At 57.1% G+C, this 14,937-nt stretch carries 13 protein-coding genes; 8 read left to right on the top strand and 5 right to left on the bottom strand.

The genetic code is table 11. The annotated features are described in order from the left end of the window. Nucleotides 1-30: 30 nt before the first annotated feature. The 5 genes from pcaF to paaF form a co-directional block, all read right to left on the bottom strand. A complete protein-coding gene (gene pcaF, locus MRBBS_RS15780; RefSeq protein WP_014872577.1) occupies nucleotides 31-1,278 on the bottom strand; it encodes a 3-oxoadipyl-CoA thiolase in 1,248 nt (415 codons plus the stop codon). Continuing rightward, on the bottom strand, nucleotides 1,275-1,733 hold the full coding sequence (gene paaI, locus MRBBS_RS15775) for a hydroxyphenylacetyl-CoA thioesterase PaaI (protein WP_014872576.1): 459 nt from the start codon (nucleotides 1,731-1,733) through the stop codon (nucleotides 1,275-1,277). The genes pcaF and paaI overlap by 4 nt, the downstream gene beginning before the upstream one ends. Further along, on the bottom strand, nucleotides 1,730-3,250 hold the full coding sequence (paaH, locus tag MRBBS_RS15770) for a 3-hydroxyacyl-CoA dehydrogenase PaaH (RefSeq protein ID WP_014872575.1): 1,521 nt from the start codon (nucleotides 3,248-3,250) through the stop codon (nucleotides 1,730-1,732). Before paaH ends, paaI begins: the two co-directional genes overlap by 4 nt. A 3-nt stretch (nucleotides 3,251-3,253) precedes the next feature. Next, nucleotides 3,254-4,045 carry a 2-(1,2-epoxy-1,2-dihydrophenyl)acetyl-CoA isomerase PaaG gene (gene paaG, locus MRBBS_RS15765; RefSeq protein WP_014872574.1) on the bottom strand — a complete coding sequence of 264 codons (792 nt, stop codon included), beginning with the start codon at nucleotides 4,043-4,045 and terminating at the stop codon, nucleotides 3,254-3,256. 78 nt (nucleotides 4,046-4,123) lie between these two features. Beyond that, nucleotides 4,124-4,897, bottom strand: coding sequence for a 2,3-dehydroadipyl-CoA hydratase PaaF (paaF, locus tag MRBBS_RS15760; RefSeq protein WP_014872573.1), 774 nt, complete (start codon nucleotides 4,895-4,897; stop codon nucleotides 4,124-4,126). A 351-nt stretch (nucleotides 4,898-5,248) separates the two neighbouring features. Between paaF and MRBBS_RS15755 the strand changes: the two genes are divergently transcribed. The 8 genes from MRBBS_RS15755 (at nucleotide 5,249) to MRBBS_RS15720 (ending at nucleotide 14,903) form a co-directional block, all read left to right on the top strand. Next, nucleotides 5,249-5,839 (top strand): phenylacetic acid degradation protein PaaY, encoded by a 591-nt coding sequence (locus MRBBS_RS15755; protein WP_014872572.1) that lies wholly within the window; start codon nucleotides 5,249-5,251, stop codon nucleotides 5,837-5,839. 23 nt (nucleotides 5,840-5,862) lie between these two features. After that, nucleotides 5,863-7,314 (top strand): exonuclease domain-containing protein, encoded by a 1,452-nt coding sequence (locus MRBBS_RS15750; RefSeq protein ID WP_014872571.1) that lies wholly within the window; start codon nucleotides 5,863-5,865, stop codon nucleotides 7,312-7,314. A 77-nt stretch (nucleotides 7,315-7,391) separates the two neighbouring features. Then, nucleotides 7,392-8,612 (top strand): aspartate aminotransferase family protein, encoded by a 1,221-nt coding sequence (locus MRBBS_RS15745; RefSeq protein WP_014872570.1) that lies wholly within the window; start codon nucleotides 7,392-7,394, stop codon nucleotides 8,610-8,612. A gap of 13 nt (nucleotides 8,613-8,625) precedes the next feature. Continuing rightward, nucleotides 8,626-9,642 (top strand): arginine N-succinyltransferase, encoded by a 1,017-nt coding sequence (locus MRBBS_RS15740; protein ID WP_014872569.1) that lies wholly within the window; start codon nucleotides 8,626-8,628, stop codon nucleotides 9,640-9,642. Nucleotides 9,643-9,707: 65 nt separating this feature from the next. Beyond that, nucleotides 9,708-10,781 carry an arginine N-succinyltransferase gene (gene astA, locus MRBBS_RS15735; RefSeq protein ID WP_014872568.1) on the top strand — a complete coding sequence of 358 codons (1,074 nt, stop codon included), beginning with the start codon at nucleotides 9,708-9,710 and terminating at the stop codon, nucleotides 10,779-10,781. A gap of 33 nt (nucleotides 10,782-10,814) precedes the next feature. Further along, nucleotides 10,815-12,290 (top strand): succinylglutamate-semialdehyde dehydrogenase, encoded by a 1,476-nt coding sequence (gene astD, locus MRBBS_RS15730; protein WP_014872567.1) that lies wholly within the window; start codon nucleotides 10,815-10,817, stop codon nucleotides 12,288-12,290. A 64-nt stretch (nucleotides 12,291-12,354) separates the two neighbouring features. Beyond that, a complete protein-coding gene (gene astB, locus MRBBS_RS15725; protein ID WP_014872566.1) occupies nucleotides 12,355-13,698 on the top strand; it encodes an N-succinylarginine dihydrolase in 1,344 nt (447 codons plus the stop codon). 8 nt (nucleotides 13,699-13,706) lie between these two features. Continuing rightward, the gene (locus MRBBS_RS15720; RefSeq protein ID WP_050996661.1) at nucleotides 13,707-14,903 is read left to right on the top strand and encodes an efflux RND transporter periplasmic adaptor subunit; all 1,197 of its coding nucleotides are present in this window, start codon (nucleotides 13,707-13,709) and stop codon (nucleotides 14,901-14,903) included. Nucleotides 14,904-14,937 lie beyond the last annotated feature (34 nt).

Here is a 14,937-nt window from a genome sequence, read left to right as displayed (position 1 = left end):
TGTGGCGCGCAGGTTTGCGCGCCAGATACATCAGTCGGCGCTGTCTACGCGTTCGATAATGATTGCGATGCCCTGACCTACACCAATGCACATAGTGCACAGAGCATAGCGAGCTTTCTGGCCCTGCCGGTGGCGCAGTTCCAGCTCATTCATCGCGGTGGTAACAAGGCGCGCGCCGCTCATACCCAGCGGGTGGCCCAGGGCGATGGCACCGCCGTTGGGATTAATGTGTTCGGCGTCGTCCGGCAGGCCCAAGTCGCGCAGTACCGCGAGAGCCTGGGCGGCGAAAGCCTCGTTCAGCTCGATGACGTCTATGTCAGCCAGTTCCAGGCCTGCTGTTTTCAGCACTTTGCGAGTGGCGGGGGCGGGCCCCATGCCCATAATTCGCGGTTCAACGCCGGCGGTTGCCATGGCGATAACGCGGGCACGGGGTTTCAGCTTGTGTTTTTTCAGGGCGTCGCCGCTGGCCAGCAACAGTGCGCAGGCGCCGTCGTTTACGCCAGAGGCGTTGCCGGCGGTTACGCTGCCGCCTTCGCGGAACGGTGTGGCCAGGCTGGCTAGTTTTTCCAGGCTGGTGGCGCGCGGGTGCTCATCGGTATCCACCACCAGCGGGTCCTGCTTGCGGCGGGGAATGCTGACGGGCACGATTTCACAATCAAAACGCCCCGCCTTTTGAGCCGCTGCGGTGCGCTGTTGGCTACGCAGGGCGAAGGCATCTTGGTCTGCCCGTGAAATATTGAAATCGGTGGCCACGTTCTCGGCAGTTTCCGGCATCGAGTCAATGCCGTACTGTTTTTTCAACAGAGGATTTACAAAGCGCCAGCCAATGGTGGTGTCGAAGATTTGGGCGGCACGGCTGAACGCGGAGTCGGCTTTGCCCATCACAAAAGGTGCGCGCGACATGGATTCCACCCCGCCAGCCAGCATCAGCTCGGCTTCGCCGGTGCGAAGGGCGCGCGCGGCGCTGCCGATGGCATCCATGCCGGATCCGCACAGGCGGTTGATGGTGGCGCCCGGTACGTCGACTGGTAAACCGGCCAGCAGCAGTGACATGCGTGCTACGTCACGGTTGTCTTCACCGGCCTGGTTGGCGCAGCCATAAAGTACGTCGTCTATGGCGGCCCAATTCAGGTCTGGATAACGGTCTTTCAGGGCTTTGATGGGTATGGCTCCCAGATCGTCGGCGCGCACGACGGCCAGAGCGCCACCGTAGCGGCCAATGGGGGTGCGAACGGCGTCAACAATGTAGGCGTCTTGTAGGGGTTTATTATGGCTCATTGATTATTCTCCGATTGGATGACGTCGCCGCGCACCTGGTAGGACTTGCCGCGAAACAGGGCCACCACATGGCCGTTCTGATTGGTTATGGTTGTGTCGTACACGCCGGTACGATTGCCGCGGGACTGCTCAACCGCGCTGGCGGTCAAAAGGTCACCCTCACGGGCGGCCAGCATGTAATCGATGGAGCAGCCGGATGCTACGGTGGCCTTGTTGTAGCTGTTACAGGCAAACGCAAAAGCGGAATCCGCCAGGGTAAACAGGTAGCCACCGTGGCAGGAACCGTGGCCCTGAATCATGATGCTGCTCACGAGCATGGTAACGGTGGCTTTGCCGGGAGAAACCTGGGTGATTTTCATACCCAGATTGCGGCTGGCTTCGTCCCGCTGGTACATAGCGTCGGCGCAGCTTTGAGCCAGCTGTTGCGGGGTTTGCGTGTTTGGTTGGTTGCTCATGAATAGAACCCTTTTCCGGCGAAACGATTTTGCCGCAGCAGCAAGGCCGGCCGGTAGCGCTCTTCGCCGTAGCTTTGCTGGAGGTGTGTCAGTACGGTATGCACCAAGCTGAACCCAAGGTTGTCACTCCAGCGTAGAGGGCCTTCCGGGTAGTTCAGGCCGGCTTTCATTGCAAGGTCAATATCGCCAATAGACGCCACTCCGTGCAGAGCCGCATCTGCGGCTTCATTGGTTAGGGTGGCCACTGTGCGCATAACAACCAAGCCTGGTCGGTCGGCAATCTGGCTGACCGCCAGGCCGGTTTTTTGCAGCATGGCGCAGGCATCGGTTCTGGCTCGTTCAGACGCCTGCCCCGCAACCGCGATGGCAAGGCGGGTGGTGTTGGTGTAATCAAACGCCAGGTCGAGCAATACCAAGTTGTTGCAAGCTTCATTCGCCGCGCGTTCGGTGGCCATGCGGCCATCGGTTAGTGCCAGCACGGCATCGCCAAATCGCAGGTGGCCGGAACCATCGCGTTCGATGATGTTCAAGCCGCTGGCAGCCAGTCGTTTTACCAACGGCGCTAGCGGGCCGGGGTCGCCTTCTACAATCAAGGTATCAGCAGCGGAGTTGGCTTTTTCGGCGGTGGCAGGCAAGGGCTTTTGCGCGCCCTCGGCGTAGTTGTAAAAGCCCTGGCCGGTCTTGCGCCCTAAACGGCCAGCGTCAACCAGATCTTTCTGCACCAGAGAAGGTAAAAAGCGGGTGTCCTGGTAATAGGAATTGAACACAGAGGAGGTCACTGCGTAATTGACGTCGTGCCCGATCAGGTCTGTCAGTTCGAACGCGCCCATCCGGAAACCGCCGGCCTCGCGCATGATGGCGTCTAGGGTGGCGTTGTCTGTTGTCTGTTCTTGCAGCAGGCGCAGGCTCTCTGCGTAAAACGGCCGTGCGACTCTATTCACGATAAAGCCAGGGGTAGAAGCTGCGGTTACAGGTTTCTTGCCCCACTGGGCCGCTGTGGCGTAAACGCATTGGGCAACGGCATCGCTGGTGGCCAGGCCTTTAACCACTTCCACCAGTGCCATCAAAGGCGCCGGATTAAAAAAGTGCATACCGACCAAGCGTGAGGGGTTCTTCATTTTTGCGCCCAGTGCCGTTACCGAGATGGACGATGTATTGGTGGCCAGAATGGTGTCGTCGCCACAGACTTGCTCAAGGCTGGTCAGTAAGCTGCGCTTGATATCCCGGTCTTCAATGATGGCTTCGATGACCAGGCCGGCGCTGGCAAGATCGTTGAGTTGGTTAACCGGCGTAATGCGGTTAATGAGGGCATCCAACGCGGACTGCTCCATCTTCCCTTTATCTACCCGGCGCTGCAGTTGTTTAAAGATGCTTTGACGGCCGGCTTCGGCAGCACCTTCCCGTTGGTCAAGTAAAAACACTTGGTGGCCCGCCTGCGCGGCTACCTGAGCAATGCCGGAGCCCATGGCGCCGGCGCCGATAACGGCAACAGGGGTGTCTATAGAGAGTGCCTGCATGGTTTATTTCCCTGTGAATTTGGGGGCGCGTTTTTCCGTGAAGGCGGAAACGCCTTCACGGAAATCATCGCTGCGGCCGGCCAGGCGCTGCAGATCACGCTCGACCAATGCCTGTTCTTCAAATGTATTATTGGCGCTTGCGTGCAGGGCACGCTTGATCATTGCCAGGCCTTTGGTGGGTTGAGTGGCAAAATGGCGAGCTAGGTTCATGGCTTCATCTTGCAGGGCGTCGTCTTCTACGCACTGCCAGATCATGCCCCACTGTTCCGCTTTTTCGGCGCTCAGTTTGCCACCTAATAATGCGAGGCCTTTTGCCCGAGCCATTCCGACCGCGCGCGGCAGGGTCCAGGTACCGCCGCAGTCGGGAATAAGTCCTATTTTGCAAAAGGCCTGAACAAAGCTGGCGGAACGAGCCGCAAGTGTGATGTCGCAGGCCAGTGCGATATTTGCGCCTGCGCCGGCGGCTACGCCATTAACCGCGCAGATGACCGGCATCGGTAGGTCCCGCAGGGCCTGCAGTAACGGGTTGTAGTACTGTTCGATGGATATGCCCAAGTCTGGTACTTGCGCGCCCGGCTTGACGGTGCGGTCAGACAGGTCTTGGCCAGCACAGAAACCTCGGCCGTTACCGGTCAACAGCATTACCCGCACAGAGGCATCGTTGCGAATGCTCTTGAGCGCGGCGCGCATCTGTTTGTGCATCTCAACGTTAAAGCTATTAAGGCTGTCTGGGCGGTTCAGGGTAACCTTGGCAATCCCCTGGTCAATATCGAGAAGCACGCTCTGCTCGGTCATGGAATAGTCCTTTTCGTAGCTTTGGCACCCGTTTGTCATCGGGCAGTTGATCGTTGTTTGGTGGTTATTGGAGCGAGATCAGCGTCCGATAAACTGGGGTTTGCGCTTGTTGCGAAACGCATTCAGACCTTCGCGGCGATCTTCTGTTGCGGCCAGAATGGTAAACGCGTGACGCTCAAATCGCAGGCCGGCAGCAAGGTCCATATCCGCACCCCGGCGCACCGACTCACGCGCCAGCTGCACCGCAAGAGGGCCTTTGGAGGCAATCGTGGTGGCGATCGCCATGGCGCGTTCAATCGTAAGTTCCGGTTGGCAGATTTCGGTGATTAAACCGGCTGCGAGGGCTCTTTGGGCGCTGATAGCTTCCCCGGTGAGAACCATCTGCATCGCCAGTGATTGCCCCACCGCTCGCACCAGGCGCTGGGTCCCGCCGGCGCCGGGCATAATGCCGAGGTTGATTTCAGGTTGGCCAAACTGGGCGTTGGTGCCGGCAATGAGAATGTCACCGCGCATTGCGAGTTCACAGCCGCCGCCCAGGCAGAACCCGTTCACGGCGATAATCAGCGGTTTAACAAAGCGGTCTATGCGTGCCCAGTGTTGGACACGAGGATCTTCCAGCATGCCAACGACATCGCGGGAGGCCATCTCGTTGATATCGGCACCGGCGGCAAACGCGCGCTCACTGCCGGTAATAACAAGTGCTCTGGTTTCAGGATCGGTTTCTGCAATATCGAGTTGCTCGCTCAGCGCCTCAAGCAGCGCGGTGTTGAGAGCGTTGAGGGCTTCGGGACGATTAAGCGTTAGAAGGCGAACGCCATTGTTTGGCCCTTCTGATAGCAGTATCTGCGGCATTATTGTGGTCTCGGTATTTCATTATTTTTGATTTGCCAGAACGTGGGCCCGCAGTTATCGGGCGGTTCTTTACAGCGGTGTTTTGTGTTGTTTGTTTTAACGAAAGAGTATAGGTTTTAATTGATACCGGTCAAGGGCAATAATGATGAATTTTTGTATCACGTTTGGTTTTTCAGTTTAGCAGTGCTCGCAGATTTCTGATTTTTATGTGTATCTTGTGTTTAAATTTTAGCTCTCAAGACTCGTAAAATAAACGCGAGCGTCTCGATATGGGTGTTTTATGTCTTCGCCAGGTTTTGATACATAAAATAGTCTTTAAGTTAAAAAGAACGACTTTGTGAGGAGAGTTTTATGCCGTGTTACCAAATTGACGGGGTTACGCCGGTGGTGCACCCATCCGCATACGTTCATCCAACGGCGGTGCTTATAGGCGACGTGCACGTGGGTGCGAATTGTTACGTTGGCCCCTGTGCGTCTTTACGGGGCGACTTTGGTCGCATTGTTATGGAAGCAGGCTCGAACCTGCAGGACAGTTGCGTTGTTCACGCGTTTCCGGGCCGAGACGCGATCGTTCGCCGTAATGGTCACGTGGGACACGGTGCAATACTGCACGGCTGTTCCATTGAAGAGGACGCAATGGTAGGTATGAATAGCGTTATAATGGACGAAGCTGTTATTGCAGCACGCTCTATTGTAGGAGCCTGCGCTTTTGTAAAAGCCGGTTTCGAGTGTGAGCCAGCCTCATTAATTGTGGGGTCACCGGCCAAAGTGCTGCGGCAACTGAATGATAAAGAAGTGGGCTGGAAGCAAAGTGGCACCCGCGAATATCAGGTGTTAACCGAGCGCTGCCTTGAAACCATCAAAGAATGTGCACCGCTGACTGAAATTGATGAAAGCCGGCCTCAGCTGAGAGTGGGTTCGCACAGCTTGAAAGACCGGTGAATTCGTAAATAACTCGAGAGCCTATGCCCCAACCATCACGGCACCTGAAAACCACCACCTTCGCCTTTCTGGACCTTGAAACCACCGGCGGCAGCGCGGCAACCGATCGCATCACTGAAATCGGCATCCAGTTCTGGCGAGCAGGTGAATGTGTGGACCAGTGGCAAACCCTGGTTAATCCGAAAACCCGCATTTCACCCTTTATTGAACAGTTGACTGGCATTTCCAATGCCATGGTGGCGGATGCCCCTCTGTTTGAGGATATTGCTGACGAGCTGGAGCAACGCCTGGACGGGGTGGTTTTTGTGGCCCATAACGCGCGCTTCGATTACGGTTTTGTGAAAGGAGAATTTCGCCGGCTGGGGCGAATGTTTGTGGCCAAAGTGTTGTGTACGGTGAAGCTGTCGCGCCGGCTATACCCGGAGTTTCGGCGCCATAATATGGACGCGCTGATTGAGCGCCATGGTCTGCAGCAGGTGCAGCGCCACCGAGCGATGGGAGACGTTGCTGCCATGCTCGGGTTTTTTGAGCATGTGTTGGCTCAGCAAGGCGAAGACACGTTGGAAACCGCCATAGGCGAGTTGCTACAGCGGCCGAGCATTCCCTCCCACCTGCCTTTAGACACATTGCAGGAATTGCCTCGCGGGCCCGGTGTTTATAGGTTTTACGGTGAGAACGATGCGCTCTTGTACGTGGGCAAAAGCACCAACATCGCGCAGCGGGTGGCCTCGCACTTTTCCGGCGATCACAATTCGACTCGCGGCGTGCGAATTTCCGAAAGTCTGCGCCGTGTTGACTGGACCGAAACCGCCGGCGAGTTGGGGGCGTTGTTGCTGGAGTTGAAGCAGATCAAAGGTCTGAAGCCGTTGTTCAACCGACGCTCGCGGGCGGCTAAGAATCTGGTGAGCATAGAGTTGACCACAAACGCCCAAGGCTATCTGCAGGCGCGGCTGATACGGGAAATAGACCCCGGCAGGCTGGGCGACTATTACGGTTTGTTTCGCAGCAAACGCGACGCCGAGCGGGCGCTAGCGGGTATTGCTGCAAAAAATGAGCTGTGCAATCGCCTGTTAGGCCTGGAATCCGAGCACAGCGGCCCCTGTTTTCAGCGTGCGCTTGGCCGCTGCCAGGGTGCCTGTGAAGGCCGCGAAGATCCTCTGCGTTATAATTTGCGTATGCAAATTGCATTTTACAGCCTGCGCCTGCAAACCTGGCCATGGAAAGGGCCGGTGGCGATTATCGAGTGTAACGAAACTAGCCATAAAACCGACGTACTGGTGGTGTACAACTGGGTGCACGTTGCCACCGTTCACGATGACCACGAACTGGACTCGCTGTCGCTGGGCGGCCAGGCGGTCAATTTTGACCTGGATTCGTACAAACTTCTGGCTAAGGCCCTGCTGGGCAAAGACAGAGGACAATTCCGTATACAACTACTGCCGGCTTTAGCGCAGCCTGATGTGCTAATGCCGTAACCGACGTAGTATTAGGTCAGATGTTTATTCGTGCTAACTTATGCGTTGATTAACTGAGAACATAATCGAGAGAACCAATGAACAAAGACCGTGTATCCCGCGAGTTGTTTGACGACGTTATGGTACCTAATTACGCCCCCGGAACGATTGTACCGGTACGCGGGAAAGGGTCGCGAATATGGGATCAGGACGGTCGCGAATTTATCGACCTGCAAGGCGGCATTGCAGTTAACTGCCTGGGCCATTCGCACCCTGGCCTGCTGAGCGCGCTGCAGGAGCAGAGCCAGAAAATCTGGCACCTGTCTAACGTGATGACCAACGAGCCCGCGTTGCGGTTGGCCAAAACCTTGTGTGACCACACCTTCGCCGAGCGTGTGTTTTTTGCCAATTCCGGCGCCGAAGCCAACGAAGCCGCCTTTAAGCTGGTGCGGCGTTACGCCTGGGAACACACCGGTGCTGAAAAACATGAAATCATCGCGTTCAAAAATGCGTTTCATGGCCGCACCCTGTTTACCGTCAGCGTAGGTGGCCAGCCCAAGTATCTGGAAGGGTTCGAACCTGCACCGGGTGGCATTCAGCACGCCGAGTTTAACGACCTGGAATCGGTAAAAAAACTGATCTCCAAAGAAAAAACTTGTGCCATTGTGGTTGAACCCATTCAGGGTGAGGGCGGTGTGATGCCGGCCACAAAAGAGTTTTTGCAAGGTCTGCGGCAGTTGTGCGACGAGAACGACGCGCTGCTGGTGTTTGACGAAGTGCAAAGCGGAGCAGGGCGCACCGGTTATGTCTTCGCTTACGAAATGTACGACGTGGTGCCAGACATTCTGACCAGCGCCAAAGGTTTGGGTGGTGGCTTCCCGATAGCCGCTATGCTGACCACCGCAAAGGTCGCGGCCAGCTTGCCAGTTGGCACACACGGCAGCACTTATGGTGGCAACGCGCTGGCTTGTGCTGTGGCGCAAAAAGTCATGGACACCATCACCCAGCCTGAAATTCTGAAAGGTGTAAAATTACGGTCCGATCACCTGCGCAAAGGCATGATGGACATCGGCGAGCGATATGGCGTGTTCAGTGAAGTGCGTGGCGCCGGCTTATTGTTGGGTTGCGTTTTAACCGAAAAATGGCAGGGCAGGGCGAAAGACTTTCTTAACGCCGGTCTGGACGAAGGTGTCATGATATTAATAGCTGGCGCCAACGTGTTGCGCCTAGCGCCGTCGCTGATTATTCCGGAAGCCGATGTAGACGAAGCCCTGAAACGCTTTGAAGCGGCCGTGCAGAAACTCACCGCTAATCAATAAATGCGGAGGTCCTATGTGGTTGGTGCGCCCGGTAACAGCGGAAGATATCGAGCCCATACTGACTTTCGCCGAGGCGCACACGCGGGCGCTGCCGTCTACGCTGCCGCATGAGCGCGAGGCGCTGGCGGGCCGGATAAAAGAATCGTGCGCAGCGTTTGCGGGCGAACATGGTGCAAAGCACCTGGCGCGTTTTCTGTTTGTGCTGGAACACGTCGACAGCCATGAAATAAAAGGCGTTGCCGGTATTGATGCCCGTGCCGGCAATGGTCAGCCTTTCTACAATTATCGCCGCGACGAGCTTATTCACGCGTCCCACGAATTGGGTATCTCCCGTCGGGTGGAAGCGCTTTACCCATCCCACTCCCTGACCGATTGCACCCTGCTGTGTGCTCTGGTAATCGCCGAGGAACTTCGCGGCACCCAGGCATTCGAATTGCTTTCCCGTGCGCGTTTACTGTTTATAGCAGGCCATAGAGAGTGGTTTGCGGCGCGCACCGTGGTAGAGCTACAAGGCATCCAGCACAGCGACGGCAGTGTGCCATTCTGGGACAGCCTGGGTCGGCACTTTTTCAATATGGATTTTGCCACCGCCGACCGGCACTCCGCGCAGCTGAGCAAAACGTTTATTGCCGAGCTGATGCCGCCCAACCCGATTTATGTAACCTTGCTCAGCGAAGCCGCGCAGCAGGCTCTGGGCGAAGCCCATCCGGCAACGAGCGGCAATCTGCAGCTGTTACAAAGAGAAGGCTTTGGTGCCGGCCACTACGTGGATATTTTTGACGGTGGTCCTGTGCTTGAAGCGCGCACTGACAGCCTGCACAGTATTGCGGCCAGCCGCCGAAAAATTCTCCGCGGCAGCGCCGATGCCGACGGCCCTTTATGGTTATTGGCGGCGGGCGAAGGCCCGCACTTTTGTTGCACGCTGACCCCGGTTGGGGAAATGCTGGACGCCGCCTTGAAAGTTCCGATAGACACCTGGCGCCGCCTGGGTGGCGACACCGGTGACAGCGTGCGCGGATTGCCATTATGACCACCCGTGTGAGTATCATCAAAAACGCTGCCATGAGTACCTTTTATTGATGGAGAGCTGCGACCATGCTGCTGATACGCCCATTGGCTGACCGTGACCTTGATGCCCTGTACGCCATGGCGGAAAAGGCGGGCAAGGGTCTGACCTCGCTGCCGGCAGACCGTGGCCTGTTGCAGCAGAAAATCGATCTGGCGGGCAACAGTTTTAGTCAGCGTTGCGCCCCCGAAGCGGCGCTGTATCTGTTTGCTCTTGAAGACACCGCAACAGGCCAAGCGGTCGGAATAAGCGGAATACAGGCCAGGGTTGGTCGTGATGAGGTGTTTTACAACTATCGCCTGAGCGTTACCGTGAATGCCTCGCGGGAGCTGGGTGTTCACGTGCGAACGCCTACGTTGCAACTGTCCAATGACATGACCGACGTAAGCGAAATTTGCTCGCTGTTGCTGGCGGACACCTACAAAGGCGGCGGTAACGGCCTGCTCCTGTCTCGCTGCCGATTTTTGTTTCTGGACGATTTTCGTAAACAGTTTTCTGAGAAAATCTTCGCGGAAATGCGGGGTGTGAGTGATGCCGAGGGCAATAACCCGCTGTGGGATGCTCTGGGCAGCAAGTTTTTTGATATGGCGTTCAGCGAAGCCGACCGCCTGTCGGGCATGGGCAATAAATCCTTTATTGCCGAGCTGATGCCGAAATACCCGATTTACCTGTCGATGCTGCCAATCTCCGCCCGCTCGGTGATTGGCTGCGTGCACGCCAATACGGCGCCGGCGTTGAATATGCTTCAGGCGGAGGGTTTTAATTTCAACGGGCTGGTGGATATTTTTGACGGCGGCCCGGTGGTGGAAACGTTTATCGACAATATCCGCACGGTACGCGAAGCAGTTGAGCGCACGGTCACCATTACGGGCACACCGGTGGCCACCGATGTGCCCGTTACCGAGCGCGTTATTGTGGCCAATCGTTCGATGCGACATTTCCGTGCAACCACACTGCCGCTTACCTGCGTAAACGCCGACACGATTGCGTTGCCGCAAGACGTTGCTGCGGAACTTCAGGTTCAGGCCGGCGACACAGTGCGCCTGGCGCCTTTGAAAGACAGCGGTCCGCTGCCCAGACAGTCATTCAAAGCCCCCCAATAGCTAATACACATTGTTTAAGTGAGGCGCACCACCATGATCAACCTGACAGGTGAACTACTAATTGATGGCCTTTGGCTCGTCGGCCACGGCGATAAATTTGAATCCCTGCACCCGGTAACGGACGAAACGATTTGGGACGGCAGCGCCGCTGGTATAGAAGACGTAGACGCAGCCGTGCGCGCCGCCCGCAAAAGCTTTGGTGTATGGCGCAACACCCGCTTTGATGAGCGCCTTGCCATTGTGAAGGCATTTGGGCAATTGCTTGAAGCCAACAAAGAGGTTTTAGCCACATTAATAGGCAGGGAAACCGGCAAGCCGCTGTGGGAGTCGCGCACCGAAGTTGCGGCAATGATCGGTAAAATCGGTATTTCAGAACAAGCCTACAACGAGCGCACCGGCACCCGTGAATCTGAGGTGGCCGCTGGCCATGCGGTGCTGCGCCACCGCCCCCACGGTGTGGTCGCGGTATTTGGCCCTTATAACTTCCCCGGGCATCTGCCTAACGGCCACATTGTGCCCGCTTTGCTGGCGGGCAATACGGTGATTTTCAAACCCAGCGAACTGACCCCGGCGGTGGCTGAACTCACGGTACGCCTGTGGCAAAACGCCGGCCTGCCAGACGGCGTGATCAACCTTATGCAAGGCGCTGCCGCGACTGGAAAAATACTGTCCGCGCACCCTAGGCTGGATGGCCTGTTCTTTACCGGCAGTTCCGCCGTGGGCCATCGTTTGCACGAACAGCATGGCGGCCAGCCGGAGAAAATTCTGGCGTTGGAAATGGGCGGTAACAATCCACTGATTGTGCAGAATGTAAGCGACGTAGACGCCGCCGTGCACCACACCATTCACTCGGCGTTTATATCCGCCGGCCAGCGTTGCACTTGCGCCCGCCGCCTGCTGGTTCCAAAAGGCAGCAAAGGCGATCTGTTCCTTGAACGTTTGGTGGACGTAAGCGAACGGCTGTCGGTGGCTGAATTTGACGCCGAACCCCAGCCTTTTATGGGCGCTGTAATCTCGCCCGCGGCGGCAGAGAAATTGCTGGCAGCGCAGGCACAGATGGTGAAGCAGGGCGCAAAAATGCTGTTGGAAATGAAGCAGCTTAAAGCCGGTACTGGTTTGCTATCGCCGGGCATAATAGACGCTACTGGTCTGGAATTAGAGGATGGCGAGCACTTTGGGCCATTACTGACCGTATATCGTTACAACAGCTTTGACGATGCCCTGGAATTGGCCAATAACACTCGCTTTGGCTTGGCGGCGGGTATTTTGACGGACAACAAAAAACTGTACCAGCGCCTGCTGGAAGAAACTCGAGCCGGCATTGTGAATTGGAATAAGCCGTTAACCGGCGCCAGCAGTGCAGCGCCCTTCGGTGGCATTGGAGCCAGTGGCAACCACCGCGCCAGCGCTTATTACGCCGCGGACTATTGCGCCTGGCCGATGGCGTCGCTAGAAGCCAACGCGATTGAGCTGCCAGGCATTCTGGCACCGGGGCTCCACTTCGACTGATCCGGGTAGCATATCCACGTTTATTCAAGGCCCGCTCAGGGCCATCTGCTATGGAATCTTGAAAATGATAAATCATGCCCGAGAAGCCAACTTTGACGGGCTGGTGGGGCTTACCCACAACTATGCCGGGTTGTCCTGGGGCAACGTGGCATCGAAATCCAACGTCAGTGCGGTGTCTAATCCCAAAGAAGCTGCCCTGCAGGGGCTGGCGAAAATGAAGCAGCTTGCTGACAGGGGCTATGTGCAAGGTGTGTTGCCGCCCCACGAACGTCCGCACTTGCCGACTTTGCGTGCTTTGGGTTTTAGCGGCAACGACGCAGACGTTCTGGCGCAGGTGCTAAAAAAGTCTCCGGAATTGTTGGCGGCGGTGTCTTCCGCTGCGGCCATGTGGACCGCGAATGCGGCCACGGTTTCGCCCAGCGCTGACACCCGCGACCGGCGGGTGCATTTTACCCCGGCCAACCTGGGTGCCAAGTTTCATCGCTCCATCGAGCACGTGGTCACCGGCCGTGCTTTAAAGGCCATATTCAGCGACGAAAGCCATTTTTCCCACCACCCGGCGCTGCCAGCGGTGAGCCATTTTGGTGACGAAGGCGCGGCCAACCATACCCGCCTTTGCAGCGATTACGGCGCTCCCGGGGTGGAGCTATTCGTGTATGGCCAGCGTGCGTTGAATGATAAGGCGAAGGCGCCCAAGCGCTTCCCTGCGCGGCAGACCTTTGAGGCGTCACACGCCATTGCCCGGCTGCACAATTTGCGTGATGAAGGCGTGGTATTTGCCCAGCAGAATCCGGCGGCGATTGACGCCGGTGTGTTCCACAACGACGTGATTGCGGTCGGTAATGGCAACACCCTGTTTTATCACGAGATGGCGTTTCTGAATGAAAACTCGACGCTCAATGACATTCGTGAGCGCCTGACTGGATGTGAGCTGCAAGCGGTGCGGGTGAGCGGAAGTGAAGTGCCCCTGGCCGATGCGGTTTCGTCTTACCTGTTCAACAGCCAACTCCTTAACACCGACAGCGGCATGTTGCTGGCGGTGCCGGGTGAGTGCAGGGAAGTGGCCAGCGTGAGCCATTATCTAGATAAACTGGTGGCTAGCGGAGGGCCGATTACCGCGGTGGAAGTGTTTGATGTAAAGCAGTCGATGCGAAACGGCGGTGGGCCGGCTTGCCTGCGTTTGCGAGTCGTGTTGAATGATGAAGAACGGGCTGCCATGCACCAGGGGGTAGTTCTAACAGATGTTTTATACGAGCGTTTGACTCACTGGGTAGAAGCCCATTATCGTGACAGACTGAGTCAACAGGATCTGGCCGATCCGATGTTGCTGCAGGAAGTACAAAAAGCGCTGGACGAACTCACCGGCATTTTGAGCCTGGGGTCGATTTACGATTTTCAACGGGGATAAAACCACCCATGGTGCGACCTTATTTGGGTACGGCGTTGCTAGTGGTTGCGGCTTTAACGGCTGTGGCGTGTTCAAAATCAACGGGTGAGACGGTCACTTCAACAACAGCTTCAAGTCCGGCAGTTGTACATGTGCGCACCGCGGCGGTTGAAGGCGGCGATGCTCGCGCGGTCTCTCTGCGCTTTGCCGGTATAGTGCGTGCCAGCCAGCGCGCAACGCTGACTTTTCAGCTCAGCGGAACCCTTACCGAACGTAGGGTGGAGTTGGGCCAAACGGTAGAGGTTGGCGACGTGCTGGCGCGTATTTACAGCCCCGCCCTTGAACCGGCACGGGATTCTGCCAGCGCTCGCCTGGACGAATTGACCACCAACTATCAACAGTCACAACGTGAATGGCAGCGCGCCAGCAGCCTGCGTGAACGCGGCGTGGTGTCGGAACAGGCGCTGGAACAGATCGCCGCCCGCCGCGACGGGCTCAAGGCCAGCGTTGCCACCGCCCGGGCATCTTTGGCCGAAGCCAGCAAAATGCTGGAAGAAAATACTTTGAAAGCGCCGTTTTCCGGCCGGGTTGAAGCCTTGTTGGTCGAGCAGAATGAATTTGTTGCTGCCGGTCAGCCGGTGATGCGCATATCTTCACCCAAAGGGCGGGAAGTGGAAGTAAGAGTGCCAGTGTACCTGTTGGACTACGTAAGTCTGGGCGCAAGCCTGCCGGTGTGGTCGGTGCAAGATCGCAGCCAGGCTCCGGTGCAGGGCAGCGTGATTGAAATCGCCCAAGCCGGTGCCATTCGTGGCGAGCTGCAACCGCTGCTGGTGAATCTTCCAGCTAACACCCTTAATGCGGGTATGCCGGTAGAAGTGGGCATAACCCCGCAAACCACTGCGGCCTTAACCGTGCCGCTGCTGGCGGTGATACGTGACGTAAACGCCGCAGCCAGTTCCGCTTTCAGCCCTCTGTCTAGCTCCAGCTCTAATTCCATACCCGGCCCCAGCTCGAGCTCGAGCACCAGTGTGTTCCTTGTGCGTGATGGTGTTGCCCGACGCACGCCGGTCACGGTCTTGCGGATATTGGGTGAGCGCGCGGCCATTGAAGCCGAAAGCCTGGTGGCGGGTGATCAGGTGGTGTACGCCGGCATGACCAAACTGGCTGACGGCGACACTGTGATTGAAGCGGCGCAAGCTGTGCGCGCTCAGCCTGTAGAAGGATAGCAACGCCTTGACCACACGCCGCCTGCTAAATTTT

This window comes from Marinobacter sp. BSs20148, from assembly GCF_000283275.1.
GTDB classification, from domain to species: Bacteria; Pseudomonadota; Gammaproteobacteria; order Pseudomonadales; family Oleiphilaceae; genus Marinobacter; species Marinobacter psychrophilus.
Note: the sequence above shows the minus strand (reverse complement) of the source record. Positions and strands in the feature narration are given on the sequence as shown.

Coding starts and splice junctions, on each gene's coding strand:
- pcaF (WP_014872577.1), bottom strand. CDS start 1,278: ATGAGCCATAATAAACCCCTACAAGACGCCTACATTGTTGACGCCGTT.
- paaI (WP_014872576.1), bottom strand. CDS start 1,733: ATGAGCAACCAACCAAACACGCAAACCCCGCAACAGCTGGCTCAAAGC.
- paaH (WP_014872575.1), bottom strand. CDS start 3,250: ATGCAGGCACTCTCTATAGACACCCCTGTTGCCGTTATCGGCGCCGGC.
- paaG (WP_014872574.1), bottom strand. CDS start 4,045: ATGACCGAGCAGAGCGTGCTTCTCGATATTGACCAGGGGATTGCCAAG.
- paaF (WP_014872573.1), bottom strand. CDS start 4,897: ATGCCGCAGATACTGCTATCAGAAGGGCCAAACAATGGCGTTCGCCTT.
- MRBBS_RS15755 (WP_014872572.1), top strand. CDS start 5,249: ATGCCGTGTTACCAAATTGACGGGGTTACGCCGGTGGTGCACCCATCC.
- MRBBS_RS15750 (WP_014872571.1), top strand. CDS start 5,863: ATGCCCCAACCATCACGGCACCTGAAAACCACCACCTTCGCCTTTCTG.
- MRBBS_RS15745 (WP_014872570.1), top strand. CDS start 7,392: ATGAACAAAGACCGTGTATCCCGCGAGTTGTTTGACGACGTTATGGTA.
- MRBBS_RS15740 (WP_014872569.1), top strand. CDS start 8,626: ATGTGGTTGGTGCGCCCGGTAACAGCGGAAGATATCGAGCCCATACTG.
- astA (WP_014872568.1), top strand. CDS start 9,708: ATGCTGCTGATACGCCCATTGGCTGACCGTGACCTTGATGCCCTGTAC.
- astD (WP_014872567.1), top strand. CDS start 10,815: ATGATCAACCTGACAGGTGAACTACTAATTGATGGCCTTTGGCTCGTC.
- astB (WP_014872566.1), top strand. CDS start 12,355: ATGATAAATCATGCCCGAGAAGCCAACTTTGACGGGCTGGTGGGGCTT.
- MRBBS_RS15720 (WP_050996661.1), top strand. CDS start 13,707: ATGGTGCGACCTTATTTGGGTACGGCGTTGCTAGTGGTTGCGGCTTTA.